This window comes from Paenibacillus sp. NPDC057886 (assembly GCF_042796655.1).
GTDB lineage: Bacteria > Bacillota > Bacilli > Paenibacillales > Paenibacillaceae > Paenibacillus.
The window spans coordinates 102,299-116,110 of record NZ_JBHVMZ010000007.1 but is presented as its reverse complement, the minus strand read 5'-3'; the positions used below and the strand labels follow the sequence as shown (position 1 = coordinate 116,110).

Genomic DNA, 13,812 nt, shown 5'->3' with positions numbered 1-13,812 from the left:
GGCAGCCAATCATTCAGCAACCTTTCAGTTGAATTTAACGTTCCTTCCGTCTGGATGGGATATAGTGGAACCAAGAAAGATGAGGAGATCAACGATGAATATTTCTTCAGCAGCAAGTTCCACCACATCCTACATATCGACGTCTTCATCCAGTTCGAACAGCACAAGTGAGTTGGAAAAACAAAAGACGAAGCTTGAGGCCGAATTGGAGAAAGTACAATCCAGCAAGGACGATGAGAAAACCAAGGAGACCAAAACGAAGCAGCTGCAGCAGCAAATCAAGCAAACCGAAGCTCAAATCTCGCAGCAAAGTTCCCAGAGCAGCGGGACAACCGCAACCAAAGAAGCACCGCCAGCCAAACCACCAACCAATGGCATGCAAGCAGCCTCCCATCAAGAAATTGCAAATGCAACGACGGACAGCAATGGCCGATTTGATATTCGGGTATAGGATGTAATATAAAACTTAATAAAAACATATTAAAAGAACAAGCTAATCGGTAAGTTATAGCTGATTAGTTCAACTAAAAAGACCTGCCTGATCTCTATAGATCAAGCAGGTCTTTTGGTTGTTCACATGCTTTATTCAATCGTTAAACCGTTTATCCGTTCAGAGATGGATCTTTTTTTATAGTACATGCCGATAGTCACCAGAACCAGCATTTCGGATAGCGGGACGGCAAGCCATACGCCAGTGACACCAAAGAATGAAGGGAGGATAGCAATCAATGCAACCATAATAATCATCTCGCGTGCAGCTGTAATCCAGATAGCCATTTTGGCATTTCCGACAGATTGGAAGTACGTGCTCATGACAAAGTTAATACCCATGAACAAGTATGCAAAAGTAAATATTCGTAAACCGTACACGGCGTTATCCGTCACACTGTCACTGAAGTTCCCAAAGATTTGCACAAAATAAGGTGCGCCCAGTTGTACAACGAGTAACAGCAGGACCCCACATGCCAGAGCTGTTTTGGAAGCCAAGCGAATGGTCTGTTTTTCCCGTTCCATCTGTTTGGCTCCGTGATAATAACTGACCAGAGGTTGGGCAGCGGAGGCGAGACCGAGAAATGCCAGCAGTACAACGCCGTGAATATAGTTCAAGACTGTAAAAGATGCCACGCCATCCGTGCCCGCAATCCGGCCCAGTGAGATGTTGTGAGAGATGGAGAAGACAGACATACCTAATTCAGCCAGGAAGCTGGGAAAACCAATGAGTACAATAGAAGCCAGTAGTTTGGTATTCCATTTGAAACGAGTGAATTTGAGATTATTATTTTTCCTGAAAAAATGAGTCAGCAACACAAGAAGCGCCAGAGATGCCGATACAATTGTACCAATCGCGACGCCACGAACGCCCCATTCCAGTACGTATAACGTTATATAGTTAAGCACAATATTGGCTACCGCAAATGTAATCTGAGCATACATGGATGTATTGGGATTTCCGTCGTTACGAACAAAAATAGTGAGTGCATTCTCAATGGTGAAGACAAAACCGAACAACAGCATAATATTCATATAGTCCGCAGCAAACGGGAAAGTTTCGGTATTGGCACCAAGGGCCAAGACAAGCTTATCTCTGAAAGTATATGCCGTATATCCGATAACCATTGTAATCAGCAAAATAATCGTAATGGATTTGGTGAAGATTTGCTTCGCTGTCGTGAGATCTTTCTTACCCATATAGGTGGAATACAAGGTTGCCCCGCCCATTCCAATCCATAGCGACATAGCTACAAAAAGCGTATAGACAGGAGAAGCAATCCCAATTCCGGCTAGCGCTGTAGAACCTAGTTTGTGTCCAACCATAATGCCGTCGATAATAAAGTTGAAAGCGATAACTAGCATCCCTAATATGGAAGGCACGAGGTAGCTTACAAATGCCTTACCTACAGATTGCCTTTCTAATGGATGCGTCCAATTTGTGTTCATGTTGACCTCCGTTAGTATACTGAATGTTCGTTCTATATTATATTATACTGAACGTTCGTTCTGTATAATAACATGCCGAGAATTTGGTTGGCAACTTTTCCAAAAGATGACCGTTTATATGGTAGAGTTAATGGATCGTCTTTTATGACACGGGAGGGAATCTCTTTATGAAGCAAAACAAATACGATGAAGCCGAGTTTTTCGGCAATTACAGTCAGATGGCTCGATCAACCCAAGGGCTGGAGGCTGCTGGCGAGTGGCATGAACTGCAAACGATGCTGCCTGAATTAAAGGGCAAGAACATACTGGATCTGGGTTGCGGCTTTGGTTGGCACTGTCGATATGCACGTGAGCAACAGGCTAGTTCTGTGGTTGGCGTGGATTTGTCTGAAAATATGTTGCAACGTGCACGCGAGATGACGGATGATCCTCAGATCGAGTACCAGCGCATGGCGATGGAGGACATTGATTTTGCACCCGCACAATTTGATGTAGTGATCAGCTCCCTGGCTTTGCATTATATTGAGCGTCTAGATCAGGTATACGCCAAAATAAATAAATGTCTTGTCCAAGGAGGGACGTTTGTCTTGTCTGCGGAACATCCCATCTTCACGGCGCGGGCGGAGCAGGACTGGCATTATGGACCTCAGGGTGAAATACTGCACTGGCCCGTGGATCATTACCATGAAGAAGGGCAGCGGGTAGCGAACTTTCTGAATCAGGACGTGGTGAAATACCATCGGACAATGGCGACTCATCTGAATGAATTGATTCAGGCCGGATTTGTCATCCAACAGGTAGCCGAGTCCAAGCCATCCCCTGAGATGATGGAGCAGGTTCCCAGTATGCGAGACGAGAATCGCCGACCGATGTTTCTGATGATTGCTGCGGTTAAGGCTTGAGCAGCTTCCGCATCGGAGTGAAGTTTATTGGTTTTATCATAGATTGACCAGCGCGTTCAGCACATGTGGACCTTGCTGGTTTATTTTATTTTGCAGGAGAGGGGGAAGAAATAAACCGTTTGGGAACCAAAACCGATTGGATGCAGTCTTATTAAGTGAGGTGAACATCAGTTGGACTATCAATATCTGGCACATGCTCAGACGATCGACAATTACACGCTTAGCAGCATGATGGATGACTACGGAAACGACGTATGGAACTACGCGTACTTTCTGACCAAAAGTACCGAGCAGGCGGATGAATTGTCGCAGGAAGTGTTTATCCGGGCATATTCCGGGATTGCCCATTTTCGAGGAGAATGCTCATTGAAGACATGGCTGCTGACCATTACTAGGAACACGACATTTACATACCAGAAATCCAGATTTTTTCGCAGCAGTTTATGGGGAGAGACACTGCCAATCCACACGGAACAGGTGAATACGAGCCAGGGTGAGATGAAGCTTGAAAAATTGGTTCATCCCTCTGCCGAAGCCGAGGCGATTAGCAGGGAGCATGTTCATGAAATCTGGGACATCATCATGGCTCTGCCGGACAAATTCCGGGAATTGCTTTTGCTGCATCTGAAGTATGAGCTTACGACGGGTGAAATTGCAGAAATGCTGGGCATCAGCGCGGGAACGGTCAAATCGCGACTGTCCAGGGCGAAGGCCAAAGTACGGAAACAGTGGGAGGAGCGAAGCGAATGAAACATATGGATGAAGAATGGGAAAAAGTAGTCAGAGAGGAGCCGTTTGCGGCGTTTCCTTTTACCGAGGAGCATAAGCAGAACGTACTTCGCCAGGTAGCCTCGCTCAAATCGGGATCTGCACAGAAAATGAGTGATGCTGGGGATAAGTCCTCCGAGCAAAAAAAACTGCCCAATCAACACAGACGCCGTTTTCGCTCCCGTAAAGCCGTTATGGCGTGCGCGACGATTGCAGCCGTGGCAGCGGCGGTCATTCTCTGGAACGGACAGATTGTGGAGCCTGTAATAGAAAAAGTATATCCCACAGCAGCGCTGCAATTTACGGATGATGCCGGCATGAGCCTGCTCACAGACAAGATGAAAAAGAATGTAGCCGTCACAATGCGAGACTATCTTGGCAAACAATTACGTATAACCAAAGTGCAGGACCTGCCTGTCTCTGGAAGAGTGTCTGTCGAGGCTGGAAAAGAAGGCGATGCAGAATATGCGTTGATCTGGCTTGATGCGGCAACAGGCAATCTACGAGAGATGGAAATGAGACGGGAGATGGCAGCTAATGAGCTGGAGCATCGTTATTTGCGTCAAGTTCCGTCACTGCTTCAAGATATTGGTGGGGACCCTGCGCTCAAACCAGTATCAGCCAAGCGATATGTGGGAATGAAGCAGGGCGAATTGGAACCAAAATCGTATACTACTCTAATGTTAGAGAATGAAAAAAGCTATGGAGAGATTATTTGGGTGCAGGATGAAGCTATCTCTGTTTCCGGTGATCTCGATCCTGAACAAGTTTCTCAAACTGCTTTGGCGAATGCAAAGGATTCCATTGAGGCGTTTACTGGCAACGCTGATCTTGATCTGATTAGCATACACCGGACAAAAGATGATGAGAATGGTAGAGATATCATTACTTTTAGCTTTGAAAATAACTATTTTGTTCAGAAGACTGAAGGTGCTTTGGGTCTTAATTATGCCGTTATAGATGCGAATTCTTATCAACAAGACTATACTACCTGGGAAGAAGTGGAGGCTTATCATGAGAAGCTTCTTCAAGTAAAAGAATCGACCCTCAGGGCAAAGGTAGAACCTTTAATCAAAAAAATATTCAAAGTTGATCTTCAAGCATATAAACTTCATCGAAATACCGAAGCCCCGGGAATCGTTACATTTGAACTGGAATCGACTAAGGATGTTTTTCAGGTTCGATATAATGAGGATGCTCGTATTACGATGATTACAAGGGATGCCAACCTCTAGGCCTGACCCATCTCTAGGCCTGACCCATATGGTACAATCAATTGAATAGATGGATGAATGGAGCATAAGGAGCATAACGATGAAATATTTGGTGAGTTCATGTCTTGCTGGCGTAGCCTGCCGTTACAACGGAACAGCGAGTCTGGATGCAAAGATTCAGGAGCTTGTGGAGCAGGAGCAGGCGAAGATGGTCTGCCCGGAGCTGCTTGGAGGATTTTTCACCCCGCGGGAGCCAGCTGAAATTATCGGCGGTACGGGTAAGGATGTGCTGGCAGGTACAGCCAAGGTAATTGAGAAGAGTGGCAATGACGTCACGGATATGTACATTAAAGGAGCCTATCAGACACTTGAATGGGCGCAAAAACTGGATGTCACCTGTGTGGTGCTCAAAGAATTCAGTCCTTCTTCCTGCGGTACACTGATGATCTATGATGGCAACTTTGCCAACCACAAAGTCGTGGGCGAAGGGGTTACTTCTGCTTTGCTCCGGCAAAAGGGATTTACGGTTATCTCAGAAAATGAGTTCATGGAACAGTTGTAATTGTTGGAGCATGCACTTGACCGTTGAAAACCTTGTTAGAAAACAATAGTTACTTTTATAAACTAAGAAACATTATTGTGCGTACTTTTATATTTGGGTTATAAACTCTAAAATAATACTTAGGTATTCAGGTTAAGACCATAGCCATGAACATAAACAAGAAAAGGATGTGCAGATCATATGGAATCCTCGGCAAACGCCATTACGAAAGAAAACGTCTTGAACGCTTACCATTTTCGGCATGCGACCAAACAGTTTGATGCTTCACGTATCATTTCGGCAGAAGATTTTGAGTTTATTCTGGAAACGGGACGATTGTCGCCAAGCTCAATTGGTTTGGAACCATGGAAATTTCTGATTGTGCAGAACCCGGACTTGCGAAAGCGTCTGTCCGAAGTTTCTTCCGGGGCACAGAAACAATTGGCGAAGGCCAGCCATTTTATTGTTATACTGGCGCGGTCTGATGCGAGTTATAACTCACCTTACGCGGAATATATGCTGAAAGAAATCAAGGGCATGCCGGATGACGTATTTGAGTTGACCCGTGAAGCTTATGGCAAGTTCCAAAAGAACCAACGAATGCTTGAGAACCCGCGTAGTTTATTTGACTGGGCATCCAAACAGACTTATATCGCTCTCGGCAATATGATGACTGCTGCAGCGCTGATAGGTATCGATTCCTGCCCGATTGAAGGGTTTAGCTATGAAGACGTACATCGTATTCTGGAAGAGGAAGGCCTGCTGGAGGATGGACTATGGGATGTTTCCGTCATGGCAGCCTTTGGTTATCGGTCGGAGGATCCCCCACGCGAGAAATCCCGTCAGCCTTTGGATAAAATCACGCAGTGGATTGATTAAAGCTTCACGTGATCTGCTGTTTATATATCAATATCACAAGCCCCGTTTCTTCCTTTTTGGAAGGTCCAGGGCTTGTGTTATAAAAAAGCTTGAAAATATATAGATGTCTATGTATAATGAACTCATGCCAAAATACAACGCAATTGCACTGATCGCAAGAATAAGAGATCACATTAATAAACAGATTGTTCAGGAGCTGGAGAAGCATGATGTTACAGGAATCGTCCCGTCCCACGGTGACATCCTGATGTTCCTCTACCGTGAAAATGCACTGTCCATCAAGATGCTGGCGGAGCGAGTCCATCGGACCCAACCAACCGTCACAGTACTGGTGAACAAGCTGGAGAAGTTGGGATATGTAGAACGCAGTAAGAGTGCCGAAGACAGCCGAGTAACGATGATTCGTTTGACAGAGCAGGGGCGGCAGCTGGAACCTGTATTTCATCAGGTATCACAACAGATTAATGGGTTGGTGTATGATCATTTGATGGACGATCAGGCGGATCAGCTGGAGAGTTTGTTAACCGGTATCGTTCGCAAGTTATAATCATAAACCCATAAGCATTTTGCATAAATCAACAAACCGAGACGATCGGACGATCAAAATTGCAAAATGCTTCAACTCCCTTTTTTGCCCATATATATAGATGTCTATGTATGCGGGGGTATTATTCACGATTTTGGCACCAAAATTTAATATAAACCTGGAGGGATTATTTCTTATGAAACATCTAATCGTATATGCACACCCGTACACAGATAGCTTGAACCATGCCATTTTGAACACAACAGTGGAAACACTTGAGGCTCAAGGACACGAAGTTGTTGTACGGGATCTGTACGCACTTGGATTCCAGCCCGTACTGAGCGCGGCGGATACAGCGTCCATGCGTGCAGGACAGACGCCGCAGGATATCGCAACCGAGCAGCAATTTGTTGCTGACGCAGAGGCCATTACCTTTATTTATCCAATCTGGTGGACAGGTCTTCCTGCAATCATGAAAGGGTATGTCGATCGTGTATTCGCATACGGTTTCGCTTATGCTTCCGGTGAAGCCGGCATCGAGAAATTGCTGACAGGCAAAAAAGGTCTGATCATTAACACACACGGCACGCCAAGTGAAATTTACAACCAAATCGGCATGACTGCCAGCATAAAAATGACTTCCGATATCGGTATCTTCGATTTTGTAGGTATTGAAGCGGTAGATCACTTGCTCTTTGGCAGTATCGGATATTTGGAAGCTACGGCTTATCAGTCCATGCTGGAACAAGTAAAAGAAACGGTCAGCACCAAGTTCTAAACGTATACACATGTATTTATTGGCAGGCCGGTTCGTTCGTCGAATCGGTCTGTTTGGTTTGCAAAATGAAAGAAAGGCGGTATAATCTTACCCATGGAACCTATACTCATATTCAAAGCATTATCCAACGAGACACGTCGACAGATTCTGTTGTGGCTCAAAAACCCGGAGCAGCACTTTCCACCGCTGGAGTTATCCCAGCATCCGGATGCGGGAAAGAACGGCATATGTGTTGGAACGATTCAGGTAAAGGCCGGACTGGCTCAATCTGTCATATCCAGCTATCTGTTGACCATGCTCAAAGCCGGGTTGCTGATCTCCGAGCGCAGGGGACAGTGGACGTATTATCGCCGCAACGAAGAAACCATTCGTCAGTTTGCCGAGTACGTACAGCACGAGCTATAAGCCGGACGCCGAGACGGAAGCAAGAATGCAGGTGCAGGCGGGTATTCCGTCCGGATGTAAACGGCTTGAGGAGCAGCTCTGCCATATCATTTTTTTGTGCTTTTACATCTATATATCTGGATATACAAAAATAAAAATATAATCACAGAGGAGAACTTTCTACTATGTCTACCGAAAACACAGCTTCATCCCATAAAAAACATATTAACGACGTTAAATTGTCCATTCTGGATTTGGCTCCTGTCGTTGTAGGTGCCACGCCTGCGGATGCGCTTCGCAACAGTCTGGATCTTGCTCAGCACGCAGAGCGTTGGGGATATCACCGTTATTGGGTGGCGGAGCATCACAACATGCCGGGCATTGCTTCTTCCGCGACCTCGGTTGTCATTGGTTACCTTGCAAGTGGAACGAAGACCATTCGTCTCGGATCAGGTGGCATCATGCTGCCTAACCATGCGCCGCTTGTCATTGCCGAGCAGTTTGGCACGTTGGAGTCCCTGTATCCAGGCCGTATTGATCTGGGACTTGGCCGTGCACCGGGAAGTGACCGACGTACGTCTCTTGCTTTGCGAAAAGACCTCAACAGCGGTGAAGATTTCCCTGAATTGCTGGCTGAGCTTAGAGCATACTTCGATGCTTCTGCTACATCGTATCATGCACCCGTTCGCGCAGTTCCTGGTGAAGGATTGAATATCCCGATTTACCTGCTCGGCTCCAGTGATTTCAGTGCTCGTCTCGCCGGACAGCTGGGATTGCCGTTTGCTTTTGCCAGCCACTTCTCACCGGATTACACCCGGATTGCACTTGAAACGTATCGGAGCAGTTTCCAGCCATCCGATCATTTGAAGGAGCCCCATGTGATTGTGGGTGTAAATGCAGTCGTTGCGGATACCGACGAAGAAGCCGCATGGCTTGGTACAACAATGCAGCAGCAGTTCCTGAACATTATTCGCGGTACAACCGGATTGGTGCAGCCACCAGCCGATATGGAAGGCAAATGGACGGATCGTGAGAAAGCCGGCGTAGAACAGACACTGAAAGCAGCTGTGAATGGTTCTCCGGAGACTGTACGTGGTCAACTGGAATCATTTATCGCTCAGACCCAAGCGGATGAGCTCATTATTACGTCAATGATCTATGATCATCAGGCACGTCTGCACTCCTATGAGCTGATCGCTCAACTGGCGGGAAAAGCATAAACGTAAGTATAAGTAAAAGCTAAAGCGCAACATTCGACGTAATCATAGATGCGGATGCCGCTGACATATTAACGGTTTGTCTCTTTGGAGGCGAGCCGTTTTTTGGTAGGGAAATTTTTTCAAAGGAATCGTATGGGGCAGAAGGTTCTTTTTAGGGTAAAATAATCTTACCGGTCTAATTTGAAACGGTTAAACAGCGCCATACGTATAAATTCAGTGTGTTATACATATGTTGGCTTGTACAAGCAACTTTATGCGCAGTCAAGAAACATACAGGTTTACAGCTTATGCTTGGATCAAGGATACATAAGAGAGGAAGACACGCCTATGGAGCAACCCGAGCAACCCCGCATCTGGCCGGATCGGTTTAAGCGATTTTTTTTGAATAACAAATTTGTCCTTTTTCTGTTAATTCTACTCCTGGTAGGACTGAACGTAATGGTTCTCACCAAGGTGTCCTTTGTTTTGCACCCGCTCGCAGTGCTGATCAAGACGATTGTGCTGCCGATTATTCTGTCGGGTATTCTCTATTACTTGCTGAATCCGATTGTGGATGTCATGGAAAAGTGGAAGATCAAGCGTGGCTGGTCCATTCTGATTTTATATCTCGCTATCGGAGGTATTTTGACAGTTGTCGTGCTGGCGGTCATTCCGGTTGTGCGTAACCAGATTATGGGGCTGATCGAAAATTTCCCAACATACAGTGAGACGGTGAAGCATCAGTTTGAGGAACTTACGGGCAGCCAGCTGTTCAGTCAGTTCCAGGAAACGGTGAATCTGAATTCTCAGGACTGGTGGGGTACAATCTCCCAGAAAGCCACTGAAATTCTGAACTCGACCTGGACCAAATTGGGCGGATTCCTCGGAGCGTTCACCGAGACGGTGCTGTCCATTGTAACGGTTCCGTTTATTCTGTTCTATCTGCTGAAAGACGGCAAGAAGCTTCCGTCCAAAATTTTGTCTTTCCTGCCAATCAAGAGCCGTACAGGTGCAATGCATGTGCTGGAGGATATCAATCACCAGATCAGTTCGTTCATTCGTGGACAGATTATCGTCAGCTTCTGCATCGGTATTCTGCTCTACATCGGTTATATGATTATTGGTCTGGACTATGCGCTGATTCTTGCGATTATCGCATCGTTCACGAGTGTTGTACCGTACCTCGGACCTGCAATCGCGATTACGCCTGCGTTGATCGTGGCTCTGGTGACTTCTCCAGTGATGCTGCTGAAGATGGTAGCGGTGTGGACGATTGTGCAATTAATTGAGGGTAAATTCATCTCACCTCAGATTATGGGCAAAACGCTCAAGATTCACCCCATTACGATTATCTTTGTCATTCTGACTTCAGGTAATCTGTTCGGTGTGGTAGGTATTCTGCTGGCCGTTCCGGGATACGCCGTGCTGAAGGTATGTGTGTCGCATATCTTCAACTGGTTCAAGGAAAGATCCGGCCTGTATGATCCGAAGAATAACAATCTACTGTAACTATAGCGGGTATATCCGTAGCTAGATCCCTGATAAACCTCTTTTTCAGCAAAACGGTGCCCTTATTCAACAGAACCCCCGTCCATCGGCTAATAACCGAGAGGCGGGGGTTCTGTTGTATGAACAGGCAGGCTAATGCCTAGCTATGTTTAATATGCTGGAGCGTCTGCAGGAAGATCTGCTCAATGTGTGCATCATCCAGAGAATAATACACGGTCTTGCCTTCTTTGCGCCGCTTGACAATCCGCATGTTGCGGAGTGACCGCAGCTGGTGCGAAATGGCCGACTGTCCCATATCGAGCAGCACCGTCAGATCGTGCACACATAATTCCTTCTGCAACAGCGCATCAATAATACGAAGCCGTGTCGGGTCGCTGAAAGCCTTGAACCAATCAGCCATCTCGGAAGAGGTTTCGCGATCCATGAGAGAAGCACGAATAGTCTGCACGTCAGCCTCTGTTCCAGAGCAGGCCGCGTCGCATTCGGCTGGAGCTTTAACCGGTTGTTCCATTTCCTATCACCACCTATATTAACTCAACCTTTGATTTGATCAAATGTTCTTCGATAAGCCTATTATATCCAAAAAACGTCTAAAGCGAAATGATTACTATTAGCATATTCTGTATAAAAAATCAACCGGAATTGTTGACACTCGTGTTTAGGCGTGCATATAATAGGGTTAACAAAACATATGAATGATTGCTCATATATTGATTGTAACATCAAAATGACGAATAATAATTTTGTTTAACGTACTGCAAAGGGGAGAGTTCACATGGGAACCGGACAGGAACAGGTGAAAAGGGAACTGCTGCTGGATGGATTGGATTGCGCGAACTGCGCATTGAAGATTGAGAATGGCGTCAAAAAAATTAAAGGTATTACCGATTGTTCAGTTAATTTTGTGACCAAAACCTTATCCATGCACACCACATCCGATATGGATGAGCAGGTCGTGGAAGAAGCGAAGCGCAAAGTGCTGCGGCTGGAGCCGCATATTCGTATTTCGGAAAAAGGTAAATCATCGCAAGGCAGTCGTGGTGCTGCTGATTCAATAAACCACGCCAACGGCAATGTGCACGCACATACAGGTAGCGGGGCTCACACGCATGGGCATACGCCGAGTGGGCACGATCATGCTGGTCACTCCCATGACCATGATCATGCACATGACCACGGTCATCATCACGGAGCCCAAGACCACACGCATGATCATGGAAGTCATGCTGGACATGATCACGGTCATGCAGATGGGCACGATCATGACGCGCATGCCGGACACTCGCATGAACATGGCGCTGGGCAGACGAAGGTGCTGCTGGCACGTCTGGCGGCAGGCTCTATTTTGCTGGCAGCCGCGATCTGGTCTCCGCTGGAAGGATGGGCACAGCTTGCACTCTATGTTGTCGCTTATCTGATTGCAGGGGGAGATATCGTTCTCCAGGCGTTCAAAAATATGATTCGCGGTCAGGTATTCGATGAATACTTCCTGATGTCCGTAGCTACCATCGGTGCTTTTGCCATTGGTCAGTACCCCGAAGGTGTTGCGGTCATGCTCTTCTATCAGCTCGGTGAGCTGTTTCAGGGGATGGCGGTTAATCGGTCAAGGAAGTCCATCCAGTCGCTTATGGATATTCGCCCGGACTATGCCAATATGTTGATTGGCACGGGAGAAGAGACCAAGCGGGTTTCTCCGGAAGAAGTGCGTATTGGGGATCGTATCATGGTTAAAGCGGGTGAGCGGGTACCCCTGGACGGGATCGTTAAGGCTGGTCGTTCCATGGTGGATACATCCGCTCTGACAGGTGAGTCAGTTCCGCGGGAACTGGAACCCGGCAGTGATGTGCTTAGTGGATTCGTGAACAAAAACGGGATGTTAACCGTTGAAGTAACGAAGACCTTTGGTGAATCCACGGTATCCAAAATTCTGGACCTGGTGCAGAATGCAAGCAGCCGTAAAGCCAAAACGGAGCACTTTATTAGCAAATTCGCCCGGTATTACACGCCGGTTGTTGTCATCCTGGCTGCATTGATTGCGCTCGTTCCTCCGTTGGTGCTCAGTGGTGCAACGTTCGCCGATTGGATCTATCGTGCACTGGTCTTCCTCGTAATCTCTTGTCCATGTGCGCTGGTCGTTTCCATCCCGCTTGGTTTCTTTGGCGGCATCGGTGCTGCATCGCGTAACGGGATTCTCGTCAAAGGAAGCAACTATCTTGAAGCATTGAACGATGTCAAAGTCGTTGTTTTTGATAAAACGGGTACACTAACCAAAGGTGTTTTCAAAGTAACAGCTATTCGCCCTGAAGGAGGGCGTACGGAAGATGAATTGATGGAGCTTGCTGCCATTGCCGAAGCCCATTCCAATCATCCGATTGCTGAATCCATTCGCGCAGCTTGGGCAAAAGATATCCCGACCCAGGGTGTGGGCGATTACGATGAGGTTGCCGGACATGGCATCAAAGTCAGTGTGGATGGACGTGAAGTGCTTGCTGGTAACGCCAAATTAATGGAGCAGGCAGGTATATCCTACACGACTCCACAAACCGTGGGTACGGTGGTGCATGTTGCCGAATCGGGTTCGTATGTCGGTCACCTGATCATTGCCGATGAGGTGAAGGATGATGCAGCGGCAGCCATTCAGGCACTCAAGAAGCTTGGTATCCGCAAAACAGTGATGCTGACCGGGGATGCCAAGGCCGTTGGTGAAGCTGTAGGGCGTGAGCTGGGTGTCGATGAAGTATATGCTGAGCTGTTGCCACAGCATAAAGTCGAACAGCTGGAGCGCCTCGAAGCTGCTAAATCACTGAAGGAAAAAATGGTATTTGTCGGTGATGGCATTAACGATACACCGGTGCTGGCGCGTGCCGATGTAGGTGTAGCGATGGGTGGACTCGGTTCGGATGCCGCAATTGAGGCGGCAGATGTCGTCATCATGACGGATGAACCATCCAGACTGGCAAGTGCCATCCGTATTGCAAAACGGACACGAACCATTGTCTGGCAAAATATCGGTTTTGCATTGGGTGTCAAAGCGATCTTCCTGCTGCTGGGTGTGTTCGGCATTGCAACCATGTGGGAAGCGGTATTCTCTGATGTAGGGGTGACCGTGCTGGCTGTCCTGAACGCCATGCGTGTACTGCGGGTGAAGGACATCTAAGTTTTACGAAACGATCC

General features: G+C 47.0%; 14 protein-coding genes. 12 read left to right on the top strand and 2 right to left on the bottom strand.

Annotation, left to right across the window (positions count from 1 at the left end; genetic code table 11):
- The first annotated feature begins 94 nt into the window (after positions 1-94).
- A complete protein-coding gene (locus tag ACFVQB_RS23505; protein WP_379444792.1) occupies positions 95-451 on the top strand; it encodes a FlxA-like family protein in 357 nt (118 codons plus the stop codon).
- Between the two features lie 131 nt (positions 452-582).
- Here ACFVQB_RS23505 and ACFVQB_RS23500 read toward each other — a convergent pair whose 3' ends face one another.
- Positions 583-1,938 (bottom strand): MATE family efflux transporter, encoded by a 1,356-nt coding sequence (locus tag ACFVQB_RS23500; protein ID WP_379444788.1) that lies wholly within the window; start codon positions 1,936-1,938, stop codon positions 583-585.
- A 167-nt stretch (positions 1,939-2,105) separates the two neighbouring features.
- Between ACFVQB_RS23500 and ACFVQB_RS23495 the strand changes: the two genes are divergently transcribed.
- The 10 genes from ACFVQB_RS23495 to ACFVQB_RS23450 all read left to right on the top strand — a co-directional run bounded on the left by ACFVQB_RS23495 (position 2,106) and on the right by ACFVQB_RS23450 (position 10,638).
- Entirely contained in the window at positions 2,106-2,840 is a 735-nt protein-coding gene (locus tag ACFVQB_RS23495) for a class I SAM-dependent methyltransferase (RefSeq protein ID WP_379444785.1), read from the top strand.
- A gap of 171 nt (positions 2,841-3,011) precedes the next feature.
- The gene (locus ACFVQB_RS23490; protein WP_379444781.1) at positions 3,012-3,590 is read left to right on the top strand and encodes an RNA polymerase sigma factor; all 579 of its coding nucleotides are present in this window, start codon (positions 3,012-3,014) and stop codon (positions 3,588-3,590) included.
- A complete protein-coding gene (locus tag ACFVQB_RS23485; protein ID WP_379444777.1) occupies positions 3,587-4,843 on the top strand; it encodes a hypothetical protein in 1,257 nt (418 codons plus the stop codon). The genes ACFVQB_RS23490 and ACFVQB_RS23485 overlap by 4 nt, the downstream gene beginning before the upstream one ends.
- A gap of 79 nt (positions 4,844-4,922) precedes the next feature.
- A complete protein-coding gene (locus tag ACFVQB_RS23480; protein WP_379444773.1) occupies positions 4,923-5,384 on the top strand; it encodes a 2-thiouracil desulfurase family protein in 462 nt (153 codons plus the stop codon).
- Positions 5,385-5,564: 180 nt separating this feature from the next.
- Positions 5,565-6,242, top strand: a complete 678-nt coding sequence (locus ACFVQB_RS23475; RefSeq protein WP_379444771.1) for an NAD(P)H-dependent oxidoreductase — start codon at positions 5,565-5,567, stop codon at positions 6,240-6,242.
- A 103-nt stretch (positions 6,243-6,345) separates the two neighbouring features.
- Positions 6,346-6,789 carry a MarR family winged helix-turn-helix transcriptional regulator gene (locus ACFVQB_RS23470; protein ID WP_379444769.1) on the top strand — a complete coding sequence of 148 codons (444 nt, stop codon included), beginning with the start codon at positions 6,346-6,348 and terminating at the stop codon, positions 6,787-6,789.
- A gap of 175 nt (positions 6,790-6,964) precedes the next feature.
- Positions 6,965-7,546 carry an NAD(P)H-dependent oxidoreductase gene (locus tag ACFVQB_RS23465; RefSeq protein ID WP_379444767.1) on the top strand — a complete coding sequence of 194 codons (582 nt, stop codon included), beginning with the start codon at positions 6,965-6,967 and terminating at the stop codon, positions 7,544-7,546.
- A 93-nt stretch (positions 7,547-7,639) separates the two neighbouring features.
- Positions 7,640-7,951, top strand: a complete 312-nt coding sequence (locus ACFVQB_RS23460; protein ID WP_053779673.1) for an ArsR/SmtB family transcription factor — start codon at positions 7,640-7,642, stop codon at positions 7,949-7,951.
- Between the two features lie 164 nt (positions 7,952-8,115).
- Positions 8,116-9,150 carry an LLM class flavin-dependent oxidoreductase gene (locus ACFVQB_RS23455; RefSeq protein ID WP_379444764.1) on the top strand — a complete coding sequence of 345 codons (1,035 nt, stop codon included), beginning with the start codon at positions 8,116-8,118 and terminating at the stop codon, positions 9,148-9,150.
- A 327-nt stretch (positions 9,151-9,477) separates the two neighbouring features.
- Positions 9,478-10,638 (top strand): AI-2E family transporter, encoded by a 1,161-nt coding sequence (locus ACFVQB_RS23450; protein WP_379444762.1) that lies wholly within the window; start codon positions 9,478-9,480, stop codon positions 10,636-10,638.
- Between the two features lie 139 nt (positions 10,639-10,777).
- On the opposite strand, the gene ACFVQB_RS23445 is transcribed toward ACFVQB_RS23450, so the two are convergent.
- Positions 10,778-11,062 carry an ArsR/SmtB family transcription factor gene (locus ACFVQB_RS23445; protein ID WP_375165352.1) on the bottom strand — a complete coding sequence of 95 codons (285 nt, stop codon included), beginning with the start codon at positions 11,060-11,062 and terminating at the stop codon, positions 10,778-10,780.
- Positions 11,063-11,413: 351 nt separating this feature from the next.
- Here ACFVQB_RS23445 and ACFVQB_RS23440 point away from each other — a divergent pair, with 351 nt between their 5' ends.
- On the top strand, positions 11,414-13,795 hold the full coding sequence (locus ACFVQB_RS23440; RefSeq protein WP_379444760.1) for a heavy metal translocating P-type ATPase: 2,382 nt from the start codon (positions 11,414-11,416) through the stop codon (positions 13,793-13,795).
- Positions 13,796-13,812 lie beyond the last annotated feature (17 nt).